A 14,906-nucleotide genomic window follows, 5' to 3' on the forward strand; every position below is an offset into this window, starting at 1 on the left:
ATGGTATTGCTAAATTTAATAAGTATAAAACTTTTTATAATTCAACTAACATACTTATATTTTAATATGTTTAAAATGTAAAACATATAAAGCATATTTATTTTAGAATATCGTAATTTGAGGATTTATTTTTAATTATGAATTTATTAAAATCTTTAACAACAGTTAGTGGTGTAACCATATTATCTAGAATATTAGGCTTTACTAGAGATGTTATTATTGCACAGTACTTTGGTGCTGGAATGTTTACAGATGCTTTCTTTACGGCTTATAAATTGCCTAATCTATTAAGGCGCGTATTTGCTGAAGGTGCTTTTTCTCAAGCTTTTATTCCAGTTTTTATAGAATATAAAAGTAAAAAAGATAATGAATCAGTTCGTTTATTTATATCTTATATATCTGGTATATTAACATTAATTTTAATGTTATTTTTAATTATTGGTATAATTTTTGCACCTAAGTTGATTGCAATTACAGCACCTGGCTTTATTAAAGATGATAATATTTTTTATGCAACTGTTCATTTATCTCAAGTTATGTTTCCTTATATATTGCTAATTTCATTAGCATCTTTAGTAGGTGTTATATTAAATACTTTTAATTATTTTTTAGTACCAGCATTTACACCTGTTCTATTCAATATAAGTATAATAATATTTGCTTTATTATCTAAATTTTATTTTTCCTGTAAGATAATATTATTAGGATGGGGTGTATTAATTGGTGGTTTACTACAATTGTGTTTTCAATTACCTTCTTTAAGAAAGATTAAATTATTGGTGATACCTAATGTTGTATTTAATAATGCTTATGTTTTGTTAGTAATTAGTAGAATGGGACCTGCTATTATTAGTATGTCTGTTAGTCAAATTTCTTCATTGATTAATAATGTTTTTTCTTCATTCTTACCCTATGGATCTATATCTTGGTTATATTTTTCTAATAGAATAATAGAATTTCCTGCAGGAGTACTAGGTGTAGCATTGAGTACAATTATTTTGCCTTATTTATCAAAAAGTTTAACTAAAGGAGATTATAAAGAATATTCACGTTCAATTAATTGGGGTTTAAGAATTTGTTTCTTGTTATCATTGCCTAGTACTGTAGGATTGATTATATTATCAAAACCTATAATAACTGTATTATTTCAATATGGAAAGTTTAAATCTCACGATACACTTATGACACAACAAGCATTAATTTGCTATTCACTTGGCTTAGTAAGCCTAATCGCAATAAAAGTGTTAGTACTTGGTTTTTATTCTAACAATGATATGAAAACTCCTGTTAAAATTTCGATATTCAGTTTAATTATAACACAATTGATAAATTTGCTATTTTTTAGTTTATTAAAATATCTTTGCTTATCTTTATCTATTAGTATAGCAGCAATTTTAAACGCATTTTTACTTTATTATAATTTACGTAAAAAACATATCTTTAAATTACAAGAAGGATGGAATAAGTTTTTAATTCATATTGGTATAGCAACTTCAGTGATGGGAGTAGTTTTATTAATTATGTTGCAATTTATTACTAAATGGGGAGAAGGATTAATAATAATACGTATATTCAAACTATCATTAATTTGTTCTATTGGTGTAATTGTTTATTTTTATGTGTTAAAAATTTTTGGTTTTCAATTAGAAAATTTTTCATATCAATCTAAATCATAGATTTGATATTAATCAATTAATATATTTTAAATAAAATATTTAAAACACAAACTAATATTAGTTTGTGTTTTAAAATATTAATTTTATGGTTTAGTGACAGGTACTGCTACTTTATGAGTTGCACTATGACCTCCTGCTGGACCTTTTCTATTAAAATGAAAAGGAGGTCTCACCCAATTACTAAATCTTATAGGATCTGGAATCCACACAGGCGTTGGAACTTTAGTCATTGGTGCTGAAGAACAATATTTCCAATATTTTTTATTTTTTGCAATATTGCTATACGGAAGGTTAAAAGCAGAAGATGATTTCTTTTTGTTTTTATTATAATTTCCATCTATTAATCTTTTGATATCTATATTATTATGATATGTTTTTTTTATGATTTTATCTTTCTTTTTTGATAATGTTGTCGGAATTAAAGAACATTTCATGTTGATACATGAATCAATTTTCGTATCATTTGTAAATTTCATTCTTTTAATAAGAAAACTCTTCCTATTATCAAATGAATTATCTTTAATTTTATCTAAAAGAATTATAGAAGATTTATTTTCTGGCTTTTTATTTAACAGGTATTTTTTTATTTGTTTTTTTTCTACTTTACTTTTAGGAAAATATGTAATTAAAAATTTATTTGATGTTATTTTTATGTCTTTAGGATCTATTTTAAAATAAAATAAATAATAATGTTTCATAATATTTATATTATTAGCAATAATATCATTATTTTTTTTTATAATCTGCAAGCATGCTAATTCATTACAGCTATCAATAGTTATCTCTCGATTAAAATTTCTTTGTTTTAATTGAGTATTATCACTAATTATTTTATTTGATAAAAGATTACTTTCTTTTAAATAAAGATTGTTATAGCAATTATGTAGCTTAATTTTTTTAAATATTTTTAAAATATTATTAACGTGTTTATAGTTATTTTGTTTTTTCTGAAAATTAATTTTTTGTTCATACTTATCTTTCTTTAAGATAGATTCATCATTGTTAAAAGTAATAAAAGATGATTCTTCGTTAATAAATAATTTTTTTAGATTGCAAAATAATCGGGTAAAAAAATTATTATTTATATTTAGTTCTGTTTTAGTAATTAATGATTTAATTTTGTGTTTATTTATATTTTTACATTTATCTAAAATAATTTCATTAGACGATATTGAGCTATCTGGTACTGTAAATGTTTTTATTTCAGTTTTTTCCATATGATCATTTTTAACTTGACTATCTTTATCTGACATAAATATTGCTGTCTCATATAATTTTGGTAAATGATAACTAAGTATCTTAGTTTCTTCACCTTTTCTAACTCTTAACACAGAGTAATGTGGTGTTTTTAATCGAACACTAGGAATAATAGCTGCACGAACTCCATTCTGACGCCTCTCAATAGCATTAACTTCTTCTCTTTTTTCATTTAATAAATATGATGCCACTTGTACTGGAACTATAGCATGCACTTCTTTTGTATTGTACTTAACAGCTTCTTCTTCAATTAATCGTAAAATGGAAAGTGAAAGTGATTCATTATCCCGTATAATACCATTACCATTACAACGTGGACAAATATGATGACTTAATTCACCTAATGATGTACTGATTCTTTGACGAGACATCTCTAATAAACCAAAACAAGAAATATGATTAATTTGAATACGTGCTCTATCTTGAGAAACTTCTTCACGCAAACGATCTTCAACTATCTGTTGGTTATCTGTTGATTCCATATCAATAAAATCAATAACAATTAAACCCCCTAAATCACGTAAACGAAGTTGTCGAGCAATTTCTGCAGCTGCTTCAAGATTAGTACTAAGGGCAGTTGTTTCTATACCATTACCTCTAGTAGAACGTGCAGAGTTTATATCAATTGCAGTCAATGCTTCAGTACTATCTATAATAATAGAACCTCCTGATGGTAAGCATACTTCCCTTTGAAAAGCTGATTCTATCTGTGATTCAATTTGATAATGACTAAATAAAGGAATTTCACTGCGATATGATTTGATTTTATTAATGAAATCTGGTCTACCGATTTCAGAAATATGTTTGCGTGCTAATTCTAGAATTTTTGGATTATCAATTAAAATTTCACCTATATCCTGACGTAAATAATCACGAAAAGCACGTATGATAACACTGCTCTCTTGATAAAGTAAAAAAGGAGCTGTATGATTACTTGATAAATTTTTAATTATTTCCCAATGTCTAATAAGAACACCTAAATCCCATTGCAAAGATTTAACTGATTTACCTAAACCAGCTGTACGAATAATTATACCCATACCATCTGGAACTTCTAATAATGGTAATATTTCTTTTAAATCAGTACGATTTTCACCTTCAATTTTACGAGAAATTCCAACAGTATGTGGATTATTAGGCATTAAAATTAAATAAGACCCAGCCAAAGAAATAAAAGTTGTTAAAGCAGCACCTTTATTACCTCTTTCTTCTTTTGTAACTTGAACAATCAGTTCTTGGCCTTCGTAAATAAGATTTTGAATATTATTCAGATTATTTAGATATGAATGTTCTGAAAAATATTCTTTAGAAACTTCCTTTAATGGAAGGAAACCTTGACGTTTAGTGCCATAATCTACAAACGCAGCTTCAAGACTAGGTTCTATCCGAGTGACTTTACCTTTGTAAATATTAGATTTTTTTTGTTTATGTCGAGTATTTTCAATACTCAAATCATAAAGACGCTGCCCGTCAACTAAAGCGATACGCAACTCTTCCTCTTGAGTTGCATTAATTAACATTCTTTTCATCGTGAATTGCTCATTATTTTAATTAATTATATCTGTTAATATATTTACATTTATTATTTATTAAATAATAACTTTCAATTTTTTTAAATAAAGCATGACTTTAAATTAAAACTTAAGATAAGTTAATATTATTAATATAATAATTGTAATTGTTTGTTTTAAATAATATCTTAAATATCATTAAATAATGATTATTTAATGAAGTACTCTAATTATTTTAATTTGAATTAAATTTATTTAATTATAAGATTTTTTCTTAATCTTATATAGTGTTGTATTTTTAATTAAACAATATGAAAATTAAATAATTTTTAAATTATTTCATTAATACGATTAATTTAATATTATTTTGTGATACAATTCATATTTTTATTTAAATTAATTTTATTAAAATAAGCTAAAAATTATTAATCAAAAATTAAAGTAATTTGTTTTATATTAACAAAAGAATAACTTTATTAATGGTTTAATTATTATTAAAAAATAATGTAATGAAAAAAAAATATTTTGATTTACAAAAAATTTTTATAAGTGATAAAAATTCAAATCAAAGAGTTGACAATTTTTTATATTCAAAACTAAAAAAACCTCCAAAAAATTTTATATACAAAATATTAAGAAAAGGTGAAGTTAAAATAAATAATAAACGCGTTAAACCTTTGTATAAATTACAAATAAATGATGAAGTGCTCATTCCAACTATTTATTTATCCGAAAAAAAAGAAAAAATTTTACCATTAAATCTGAATAATATATCTTTATTAGATAAAGCTATCTTATATGAAGATGATTATTTAATCATTATAAATAAACCCTCTGGTATAGCTGTTCATGGTGGTAGTGGATTAAGTTTTGGTATTATTGAATTAATAAGAGCATTACGTCCTGATTTTTCATTTTTTGAATTAGTACACAGAATTGATCGTGATACTTCTGGGCTTTTATTAATTGCTAAAAAACGTTCTATACTAAGATCATTACATGAACAATTACGTAATAAAAGCATTAAAAAAAATTATTTAACAGTAGTTAACGGTATTTGGCCAATAAGTCTGCAGACCATAAAAGTTCCTTTAATAAAAAGGATTCCTAAATATGGAAAATCTATGGTATACGTTGATATTAACGGAAAACCTTCTGAAACTCATTTTCAAGTAAAAGAATATTTCAAATTTGCTACTCTGATAAAAGCTAGCCCGATTACAGGATATACACACCAAATTCGCGTTCATGCATTACATGCTGGTCACCCTATTTTATTTGATAAAAGATATGGTAATCATTTGTTTGATAAAAATTTTTTTATGACAGGATTAAATAGATTATTTCTTCATGCTTTTTCTCTTTCATTCATTCACCCTAAAACTGGAAAAAATATAAATATAGAAGCTCCTATAGATGAAACATTAAAACGTTGTTTAGATATACTAAGATGTTAAAATATGTTTTATTATGGAACTAAAACTATTAAAAATAAATAGAAAAGAAATTAAGAAACAAACCTATTAACAAATATAAATATATTTGTTAGTATAGGGCAAAATTTATAATCCGATGCAGCTGTTAATTATAACATGTTTTTATTTAACTAAGTAATTTATTTGTAATTAAATAAATTTTATATTTTAAATTATAAAAACATTTTGAAGCACTTAAAATATTACATAAAACAAATAAATAATATTATTTGTTTTACATTAAATATTGTATTAGTATCTTTTCAAGATATCTAGTAAAGTAGAATGTGATATATATATTAATATGTAAAAGATAACAAAGTAGGGGTTTTTACTATGGCCGTTCAAAAAAATAAACCAACTCGTTCCAAAAGAGGTATGCGTCGTTCGCATGATTTTCTCAAAACTAAAACTTTATCAATAGATAAAACTTCTGGTGAAATTCATTTACGTCATCATGTTACGTCAGATGGTTATTATCGTGGTTTTAAGCTTAGTCTAAGATAAATTTCTTAGTTATAACTTACATATTTTAAATTTAATAACTAACAAATTCAATTATATTAACAGATATTTGTTTTTATAAATAAAGAGGTTTTTTATTTATTTCTAAAGATAACGAAAATGTTATTTAATATAAATTCTCTTTGACAAGAATTAGTATTATTTTAATAACCATGAAATATGTTATTTGATAATTAAAAAATTAAGAACTCGATAAAATTTTGAGTATATTATTAATTAAAAAAATAAACTAGTAAAATATAATAATTAATATAAAAACAGGACAAGATAATGATATATAAATAATTAGTAATTATTCTTAATAATTTTAATTTAATTCTTACTAATGTTTATCATTATCAAATAAAATAAATAATTGTTTATTTAGATAATTTAAATTTAAGTATTGTATTAAGAATTATAGACAATATAATTAGAAATTAATACTTATTAAGTAAATTAACAATCATAACAAAATTACTATTTATACATAAATATAATTAAGTATTTTAATTTAAAAAATAAAAAAAATTATAGAAATGAAACCATATTAACCTAAATCTTTCAGATATTAATAAATTATCAATAATAATATATTGAATTAAGATAACTGTAATATCTTTAACAATTAAGTTAGTTAGGAGCAATTAATTTTAGATGTTTGCCAAAATCATTGGTACAGGTAGTTATTTACCAATCAGCATTCGTACAAATGCTGATTTAGAAAAGATGGTAAATACATCAGATGAATGGATTATTTCCAGAACTGGGATAAGGGAACGTCATATTGCAGCACCAGATGAAACTGTTGCAACCATGGGATATAGTGCTGCTAAGCATGCTTTGCAAATGGCAAATATAAAATATAATGACATTGAATTAATCATTATAGCAACTACATCTTCTAGTCATGCGTTTCCAAGTTCTGCTTGTATGATTCAACAAATGCTAAAAATAAAAGATTGTACCGCATTTGATCTTGCTGCAGCTTGTTCCGGTTTTATTTATGCCTTAAGTGTAGCAGATCAATATATTAAAAACGGTAAAATAAAATATGCTTTAGTTATTGGGTCTGATGTTTTAACTCGTACTATAAACCCAATTGATCGTAATACTATAGTTTTATTTGGTGATGGAGCAGGTGCGGTTGTACTAGCACAAAGCGATACACCTGGTATTATCTCTACTCATTTGCATTCCAATGGGCAATATGCACAGTTATTAACGTTACCTTATCAAGGTAGCACATATAAAAATAAACCAATTTATCTTGATATGGCTGGAAATGAAGTTTTTAAAATTGCAGTAGAACAGTTAACTCATGTTATTTATGAGACACTAGATGCTAATAAATTTAATAAAGATATGATAGATTGGTTAATACCACATCAAGCTAACTTGCGCATTATTATTGCTATCGTAAAAAAATTAGGTATAGACATGAATAAAGTAATTATTACAATTGATCGTCATGGTAATACTTCTTCAGCTTCAGTACCTAGTGCATTAGATGAGATAGTTCGAGATGGTCGTGTTAAATCAGGGCAAATCATTTTATTAGAAGCTTTTGGTGGTGGATTTACATGGGGTTCAGCATTATTACGTTTTTAAATATAGACAGGAGTTAATAATGACTCAGCTAGCATTCATTTTTCCTGGACAAGGATCACAACATGTTGGTATGTTAAAAGATCTTATATCTAACTATTCTATAGTTAGAGAAACATTTCAAGAAGCATCATATGTTTTAAAGTATGATTTATTGAAATTAGTTAGTAACGGTCCTAACGAAGATCTAAATAAAACATGTAAGACACAACCAGCTATTTTAGCTTCTTCTGTTGCTTTATATCGTATATGGAAACAAAAAGGAGGAGAAATACCGATATTTATGGCAGGACATAGCTTAGGTGAATATTCTGCATTGGTTTGTGCAGGAGTTTTAAATTTCACTGATACTATTAAATTAGTTGAATTACGTGGAAAATTAATGCAAGAATCAGTTAAAGAGAGAATAGTTGCAATGCAAGCTATTATAGGTTTAAGTCCGTTAACAATTCAGCAAATATGTAAAGAAACCAAAAAAAATCAAGTTGTCTCTATAGCAAACTTCAATGCACCAGATCAGTTTATAATTTCAGGTGATAAAGAAGCTGTTGATCGTGCTAGTATTATCTGCAAATTAGCAGGTGCAAAATATACTATTCCTTTGGTAGTTAGTATACCCGCACATTGTATGTTAATGAAATCAGCAGCAGAAAAATTGGAAATTACATTAAAAAAAATAATATTTAAAAAACCATCTATATCAATAATTAATAATGTTGATGTTAAAATAGAATATAGTATAGAAGCTATACGTATAGCTTTAATACGTCAAATGTATAATCCAGTACGTTGGATTGATATTATAAAACTAATGGCTGAAAAAGGAATTACAAGATTATTAGAAATTGGTCCGGGTAGTATCTTAAGTAATTTAACAAAGCGTATTTCAAAACATTTAACTTCTATAGCTATAAATGACAATAATTCATTGTTGATAGCTCTAGATAAAGATAGATGATATATGGGTATATCATGACTTTTAAAAATAAAGTTGCATTAGTAACTGGAGCAAGTAGAGGTATTGGTCTTGCAATTGCAAAAACATTAACATTACGTAATGCTAATGTTATTGGAACTTCAAGATATAAAGAAGGGGTTTCAATTATTAACTCTCATTTAGGAAATCTTGGTAAAGGTTTACTATTAAATATTAATAATTATACATCTATCTGTGAAGCTTTAAAAAATATCAATTCTGAATTTGGTAAAATTGATATTTTAATTAACAATGCAGGTATAACGCGTGATAATCTTTTAATAAAAATGAAAGATGATGATTGGGATGATGTTTTAAATACAAATCTTACCTCTGCTTTTAGACTTTCCAAAGCTGTTATACCTTCGATGCTTAAAAATCGTATGGGACGCATTATTAATATTAGTTCTATAGTTGGAACACTTGGCAATATTGGTCAATCAAATTATGCAGCAGCAAAAGCAGGTTTGATAGGACTTACTAAATCATTAGCATTTGAAATCGCATCACGTGGTATAACTGTTAATATTGTTTCTCCTGGATTTATCGAAACAAGTATGACAAAAGCATTAAATAAAGATCAACATTCTAGCATTTTATCAAAAATACCTATGAAACGCTTAGGTAAATCTCAAGAAATTGCCAATGTTGTTGTGTTTTTAGCTTCTGAAGAAGCATCATATATAACTGGTGAAATAATTAATGTTAATGGTGGCATGTATGTATTTTAGTATTAATTTTAAAAACCATTCTTATATTTAATTTAAAACTTCAATATTGTGATTGAATTAGCTTAGATTTTGTTGCATCTTTTTCAATATTTTATAAACTATGAAAATTATCGCATAAGCGAGTTTTGACAGGAAATCAAATAGTATGAGTGATATCGAACAACGAGTTAAGAAAATCATCAGTGAACAACTAGGTGTGAAAGAAGATGAAGTCACTAATTCTGCATCTTTTGTAGATGACCTAGGTGCTGATTCTCTTGATACCGTTGAGCTGGTAATGGCTCTGGAAGAAGAGTTTGATACTGAAATTCCAGATGAAGAAGCTGAAAAAATCACTACCGTTCAGGCAGCGATAGATTATATTAATGACCATAAGAGCTAAATAACATACCCAGGTAGCTATGTTTTAGCTACCTGGATTTAAAATATTAAATTAAATTCAGTTTTTAAATATGTAATATTATCTAATATTTTTTTAAATACTTTAGCAATAGTAATAATTATTTAAATCATATAAAATTAATAAAAAATTATTATTTGGATAATAATAACGAACGTGAAGTTTAGTTAAAATAATTTCGCAAAACAATAATTAGATACAATAAATATATTAAATAGTCTAATATTTTAAAAGTTATTCTTAAGATATTTAAAAATATAGTTAGTAATAATTAATGAAAATTTTAATCAAAAATAATATTTTTTCATAAAATGAATTCTAAATAATAATTTCTATATTATTGTAGTTGATTATAAAAATGAACAATAAATTTATTGCCATAGAAGGATTGGAAGGCGCTGGTAAAACTACCGTTTGCAACTTTATTGCAAAAATATTAAAAGAACGTGGCATTAAAAACGAAAATATTATTATTACTAGAGAACCTGGTGGAACTCAAATAGCTGAGTATTTGCGTCATTTAATTAAGAAAAAAACAAAAGAACGTATGTTAAATAAGACAGAATTATTAATAATGTATGCTGCACGTGTTCAAGTTGTAGAAAATATTATTAAACCAGCATTAAAATCAGGTAAATGGGTAATTGGCGATAGACATAATCTTTCATCTAAAGCCTATCAAGGTGGTGGTAGACAGTTAGGTTCTAAATTAATTAATCAACTTAGTCATATGATATTAGGTGATTTTCATCCAGATATAACATTTTATTTAGACATAACACCTGACATATGTTTGCAGAGATTAAAAATACGGAGTGATCTAGACCGTATTGAATTAGAATCTTTAAAATTTTTCGAACGTACCCGTAATTATTATTTAAAAATAACAAAAAAAGATAATAATATTGTACTTATTGATGCAACTAAATCTTTAAACGAAGTTATTCAAGATTTGAAATTTGTTTTATTAAAATGGATTAAAAAACAATAAAAATGAATGATTATCCTTGGATTGATGTAATTTACTTTAAAATAATAACGCAATATCAAAAAGGTTTTATCCATCCTGTAGTCTTGATTCAAGGGATAAAAGGTATTGGTGCAGAGATTCTTATATTGAAATTGAGTTATTGGTTATTGTGTCAAGAAAGGAACGATTTAAAAAATTGTGGTAGATGTAAAAGTTGTAAGTTAATGCAATTTAATAGTCATCCAGACTACTATAAACTCAAAGTTGAAAAAAGAGAAAAAACCATAGGTGTAGATATGGTTAGAAATTTAATTGACAATTTATATATATGTGCTCATCAAAGCAACAAAAAAGTTGTATGGTTAGAAAATATTAATCAGTTAACTACATCTGCAAATAATGCTTTATTAAAAATTATCGAAGAACCACCTTATAATACTTGTTTTTTTTTAAATACAGAAAATATTTCAACAATATTACCTACAATTCGCAGTCGTTGTATGATATTGCGTTTATCAACTCCAAGTGAAGAAGAAAGCTTAACATGGCTAAAAAAACAATCTTCGCAAAAAGAGATAATTATTTTATCTGCTTTACGTTTAAGTTTTGGAATACCAATTGCAGCACTTAATCTAATTAAAAATAATTGGGAACTTAGAAAAAAATTATGCGATACTTTATTTATTGCTTTTGAACATGATATTTTACAATTATTACCTATTATTAATAAAGACAAGGAGTTATGTATTAATTGGTTAATATCTTTACTATTAGATGCTATGAAATTACAAAATAATATAACTAAAAACTTAACTAATCTAGATCGTAAAGATATCGTTCTTTTAATATCTAGATCTTTTTCATTTAATATTTTAAACAATATTATATATAATTGGATTAAATTTAGAGATAGGTTAATGAAGTTAGAAGTACTTAATGAAGAGTTATTGTTAACTAATTTATTATTAAAGTTTATTATTAAAATGGGTTAATACTCTTAATTATAATTTAACAGTTAATTACTAATTTTAAAATGAGAAAACCTATGATTATTGTTGATTCACATTGTCATCTTAATTTACTAAATTATAAAAGTATTCACAATAATATTGATTCAGTAATAGAAAAAGCAGCAGCACGCAATGTAAAGTTTATGCTAACAGTAGCTACTGATTTAGAAGATTTTAAGATTACAAAAAAATTAGTTGGTGAATTTAAAAATATTGTAATATCTTGTGGAGTTCATCCTCTTAATCAACCAGAATCATATAATATCCAAGATTTATATTATCTTGCTAAAGATTCTCAAGTAGTAGCATTAGGAGAAACTGGTTTAGATTATCATTATCAACAATATAATAAAAAACATCAGCAAATTTCTTTTCGAAATCATATTAGAGCAGGAATAACATTGAATAAACCAATTATAGTTCATATGAGAGATGCTCCTATAGATACATTAAATATATTAAAAGAAGAAAAAAGTGACATCTGTGGTGGTGTATTACATTGCTTCACTGAAAGTCAAGCTATAGCATGTAAATTATTAGATATGGGATTTTATATTTCTTTTTCTGGCATAGTTACTTTCAATAAAATTAAAAATCTTGATAAAGTTATACGCTATACTCCAATCAATAGAATGTTACTTGAAACCGATTCACCATATTTATCTCCTGTACCATATCGTGGAAAAGAAAATCAACCAGCCTATACTAGAGATATTGCTGAGTATATATCTGTATTAAAAAATATAGATGTAGAAATTATAGCAGAAGAAACTACTAATAATTTTTCAAAATTATTTAATGTACCTATTGATTCCCTAATCTGATATTTAATTATAAATTATAATTATTTTATAATTGATCCTTTTTAATTATCTATACAATAAGTTTGCGTTGATAGATTTTTATTCTGTTCTGGGAGCTTTACCTTATGTTTAAAAATGCTTTTGCTAACTTACAAACAGTTGGTAAATCGCTTATGTTACCAATATCTGTATTACCAATTGCAGGTATTTTATTAGGTTTAGGCTCAGCTAATTTTAGTTTATTATCTAATACAGCGTCACATGTAATAGCAGAAGCTGGAGAATCGGTATTTTCTAATATGCCGTTAATTTTTGCAATAGGTATAGCTTTAGGTTTTACAAAAAATGATGGAGTATCAGCTTTAGCCGCAGTAGTAGCTTATAGTATAATGACAAAAACTATGTTAATAGTATCTTCATTAATACTATCTGATACTACACATAATATTGAAATTAAACATTTATCTGATACTGGTGTTTTAGGAGGTATTATTATAGGTTTTTTAGTATCATATATGTTTAATAAGTTTTATCGTATTAAATTTCCAGAATATTTAGGTTTTTTTGCTGGCAAACGTTTCGTGCCAATTATTTCTGGACTATCGGCAATTATTATAGGTATATTATTATCTATTATTTGGCCACCAATAGAGTTCGCAATTGAAAATTTTTCGAAATGGGCAGCTTATCAAAATCCAGTTATTGCTTTTAGTATTTATGGATTAATTGAGCGTATTTTAATGCCATTAGGTTTACATCATATATGGAATGTCCCCTTTCAGATGCAAATTGGTGAATTCATCACTGAATCTGGACAAATATTTCATGGTGATATTCCAAGATATATGGCTGGAGATTTAACTGCTGGTAAATTGTCTGGAGGGTTTTTATTTAAAATGTATGGATTGCCAGCAGCAGCGCTGGCAATGTGGCACACAACTAAAATTGAAAATCGTTCTAAAATAGGCGGCATTCTGATTACAGCAATGTTGACTTCATTTCTAACAGGTATTACTGAGCCTATTGAATTTTCTTTTATTTTTGTTGCTCCTATTCTTTATATAATTCACGCAATTTTAGCAGGTTTATCCTTTCCAATTTGTATTTTATTGAATATGCGTAATGGAACTAGTTTTTCTCATGGTTTAATTGATTTTATTATTTTAAGTAGCCATAGTAGTAAAATTTGGCTATTTCCAATTATTGGAATTATATATGCTTTTATTTATTATATATTTTTTCGTTTTTTAATTGTTAAATTTGATTTCAAAACACCAGGACGTGAAGAAATAAATAAAAATCAATTATCTCTCAGTGTTGGTGAAATAGCTCAAAATTTAATTTTGGCATTTGGTGGAAAAGAAAATATTATAAATCTTGACGCCTGTATAACTCGTCTGAGAGTAACAGTAGTAGATACTAAAAAAGTGAATAGAGAAGCAATAAAAAATCTTGGTGCACGTGGTATTATTATCTCTGGATGTGGTATTCAGGCAATTTTTGGAACTAAATCTGAAAATATAAAAACTGATATGAATAATTATATTAAACTATAGATAAGATCTTTATCTATTTAATAAAAAATAAATAAGGAACTATTTGATGTTTGAAGAAACTATTTTCAGCAAAATAATTAAACATGAAATGACAGCCGACATCTTATATCAAGATGAATTAGTAACAGCTTTTCGTGATGTTTTTCCTAAGGTACCTACCCATGTTTTAATTGTACCCAATATATTAATTCCAACTGTAAATGAAGTTAAAAATGAACATGAACAAACATTAGGTAGAATGTTTATTGTGGCTTCGAAAATTGCAATTAAAGAAAATATTAGTAAAGATGGTTATCGTCTTATTATTAACTGTAATAAACATGGTGGACAAGAAATATACCATATGCATATGCATTTATTAGGGGGTATAGCACTAGGCCCTATGTTATCAATTAATTAAGTCATTAAATGACATAATAATTTTTAAAA

13 protein-coding genes and 1 pseudogene are annotated in these 14,906 nt (G+C 25.7%); 12 read left to right on the forward strand and 2 right to left on the reverse strand.

From position 1 onward, the window contains the following. Window positions 1-137: 137 nt before the first annotated feature. Entirely contained in the window at window positions 138-1,676 is a 1,539-nt protein-coding gene (murJ, locus tag CRV09_RS00540) for a murein biosynthesis integral membrane protein MurJ (protein WP_136132194.1), read from the forward strand. An 83-nt stretch (window positions 1,677-1,759) separates the two neighbouring features. On the opposite strand, the gene CRV09_RS03675 is transcribed toward murJ, so the two are convergent. Together CRV09_RS03675 and rne are read right to left on the reverse strand one after the other, a co-directional pair. Continuing rightward, window positions 1,760-2,374 carry a hypothetical protein gene (locus CRV09_RS03675; RefSeq protein WP_136132397.1) on the reverse strand — a complete coding sequence of 205 codons (615 nt, stop codon included), beginning with the start codon at window positions 2,372-2,374 and terminating at the stop codon, window positions 1,760-1,762. A gap of 147 nt (window positions 2,375-2,521) precedes the next feature. After that, window positions 2,522-4,462, reverse strand: a pseudogene (gene rne, locus CRV09_RS00550) (ribonuclease E); the annotation flags it as partial. 491 nt (window positions 4,463-4,953) lie between these two features. On the opposite strand from rne, the gene rluC reads away from it, so the two are divergent. From rluC to CRV09_RS00605, 11 genes are all read left to right on the forward strand, one after another. Further along, on the forward strand, window positions 4,954-5,901 hold the full coding sequence (rluC, locus tag CRV09_RS00555) for a 23S rRNA pseudouridine(955/2504/2580) synthase RluC (RefSeq protein WP_136132195.1): 948 nt from the start codon (window positions 4,954-4,956) through the stop codon (window positions 5,899-5,901). A 354-nt stretch (window positions 5,902-6,255) separates the two neighbouring features. Further along, a complete protein-coding gene (gene rpmF / locus CRV09_RS00560) occupies window positions 6,256-6,426 on the forward strand; it encodes a 50S ribosomal protein L32 (RefSeq protein ID WP_136132196.1) in 171 nt (56 codons plus the stop codon). Between the two features lie 654 nt (window positions 6,427-7,080). Next, window positions 7,081-8,034 (forward strand): beta-ketoacyl-ACP synthase III, encoded by a 954-nt coding sequence (locus CRV09_RS00565; RefSeq protein WP_136132197.1) that lies wholly within the window; start codon window positions 7,081-7,083, stop codon window positions 8,032-8,034. 19 nt (window positions 8,035-8,053) lie between these two features. Next, window positions 8,054-8,989, forward strand: coding sequence for an ACP S-malonyltransferase (fabD, locus tag CRV09_RS00570; RefSeq protein WP_136132198.1), 936 nt, complete (start codon window positions 8,054-8,056; stop codon window positions 8,987-8,989). 14 nt (window positions 8,990-9,003) lie between these two features. After that, window positions 9,004-9,738 carry a 3-oxoacyl-ACP reductase FabG gene (fabG, locus tag CRV09_RS00575; protein WP_136132199.1) on the forward strand — a complete coding sequence of 245 codons (735 nt, stop codon included), beginning with the start codon at window positions 9,004-9,006 and terminating at the stop codon, window positions 9,736-9,738. Window positions 9,739-9,883: 145 nt separating this feature from the next. Beyond that, window positions 9,884-10,120 (forward strand): acyl carrier protein, encoded by a 237-nt coding sequence (acpP, locus tag CRV09_RS00580; RefSeq protein ID WP_136132200.1) that lies wholly within the window; start codon window positions 9,884-9,886, stop codon window positions 10,118-10,120. Between the two features lie 376 nt (window positions 10,121-10,496). Further along, window positions 10,497-11,129, forward strand: a complete 633-nt coding sequence (gene tmk / locus CRV09_RS00585; RefSeq protein ID WP_136132201.1) for a dTMP kinase — start codon at window positions 10,497-10,499, stop codon at window positions 11,127-11,129. A gap of 2 nt (window positions 11,130-11,131) precedes the next feature. Further along, complete coding sequence (locus CRV09_RS00590) at window positions 11,132-12,100, forward strand: DNA polymerase III subunit delta' C-terminal domain-containing protein (protein WP_136132202.1); 969 nt, start codon at window positions 11,132-11,134, stop codon at window positions 12,098-12,100. 53 nt (window positions 12,101-12,153) lie between these two features. After that, a complete protein-coding gene (locus CRV09_RS00595; RefSeq protein ID WP_136132203.1) occupies window positions 12,154-12,942 on the forward strand; it encodes a YchF/TatD family DNA exonuclease in 789 nt (262 codons plus the stop codon). A 104-nt stretch (window positions 12,943-13,046) separates the two neighbouring features. Further along, window positions 13,047-14,477: a PTS glucose transporter subunit IIBC gene (gene ptsG / locus CRV09_RS00600; protein ID WP_136132204.1), complete on the forward strand. Its 1,431-nt coding sequence runs from the start codon at window positions 13,047-13,049 to the stop codon at window positions 14,475-14,477. 46 nt (window positions 14,478-14,523) lie between these two features. Further along, window positions 14,524-14,877: an HIT domain-containing protein gene (locus tag CRV09_RS00605; RefSeq protein WP_136132205.1), complete on the forward strand. Its 354-nt coding sequence runs from the start codon at window positions 14,524-14,526 to the stop codon at window positions 14,875-14,877. Window positions 14,878-14,906 lie beyond the last annotated feature (29 nt).

The sequence above is a fragment of the Candidatus Pantoea edessiphila genome (assembly GCF_002933345.1).
GTDB lineage: Bacteria > Pseudomonadota > Gammaproteobacteria > Enterobacterales > Enterobacteriaceae > Pantoea_C.

Excerpts from the sequence above, each read along its gene's own strand:
- murJ (WP_136132194.1), top strand. The coding sequence starts at position 138 with ATGAATTTATTAAAATCTTTAACAACAGTTAGTGGTGTAACCATATTA.
- fabD (WP_136132198.1), top strand. The coding sequence starts at position 8,054 with ATGACTCAGCTAGCATTCATTTTTCCTGGACAAGGATCACAACATGTT.
- tmk (WP_136132201.1), top strand. The coding sequence starts at position 10,497 with ATGAACAATAAATTTATTGCCATAGAAGGATTGGAAGGCGCTGGTAAA.
- CRV09_RS00595 (WP_136132203.1), top strand. The coding sequence starts at position 12,154 with ATGATTATTGTTGATTCACATTGTCATCTTAATTTACTAAATTATAAA.
- ptsG (WP_136132204.1), top strand. The coding sequence starts at position 13,047 with ATGTTTAAAAATGCTTTTGCTAACTTACAAACAGTTGGTAAATCGCTT.
- rluC (WP_136132195.1), top strand. The coding sequence starts at position 4,954 with ATGAAAAAAAAATATTTTGATTTACAAAAAATTTTTATAAGTGATAAA.
- fabG (WP_136132199.1), top strand. The coding sequence starts at position 9,004 with ATGACTTTTAAAAATAAAGTTGCATTAGTAACTGGAGCAAGTAGAGGT.
- CRV09_RS00605 (WP_136132205.1), top strand. The coding sequence starts at position 14,524 with ATGTTTGAAGAAACTATTTTCAGCAAAATAATTAAACATGAAATGACA.
- rpmF (WP_136132196.1), top strand. The coding sequence starts at position 6,256 with ATGGCCGTTCAAAAAAATAAACCAACTCGTTCCAAAAGAGGTATGCGT.
- CRV09_RS03675 (WP_136132397.1), bottom strand. The coding sequence starts at position 2,374 with ATGAAACATTATTATTTATTTTATTTTAAAATAGATCCTAAAGACATA.
- CRV09_RS00565 (WP_136132197.1), top strand. The coding sequence starts at position 7,081 with ATGTTTGCCAAAATCATTGGTACAGGTAGTTATTTACCAATCAGCATT.
- acpP (WP_136132200.1), top strand. The coding sequence starts at position 9,884 with ATGAGTGATATCGAACAACGAGTTAAGAAAATCATCAGTGAACAACTA.
- CRV09_RS00590 (WP_136132202.1), top strand. The coding sequence starts at position 11,132 with ATGAATGATTATCCTTGGATTGATGTAATTTACTTTAAAATAATAACG.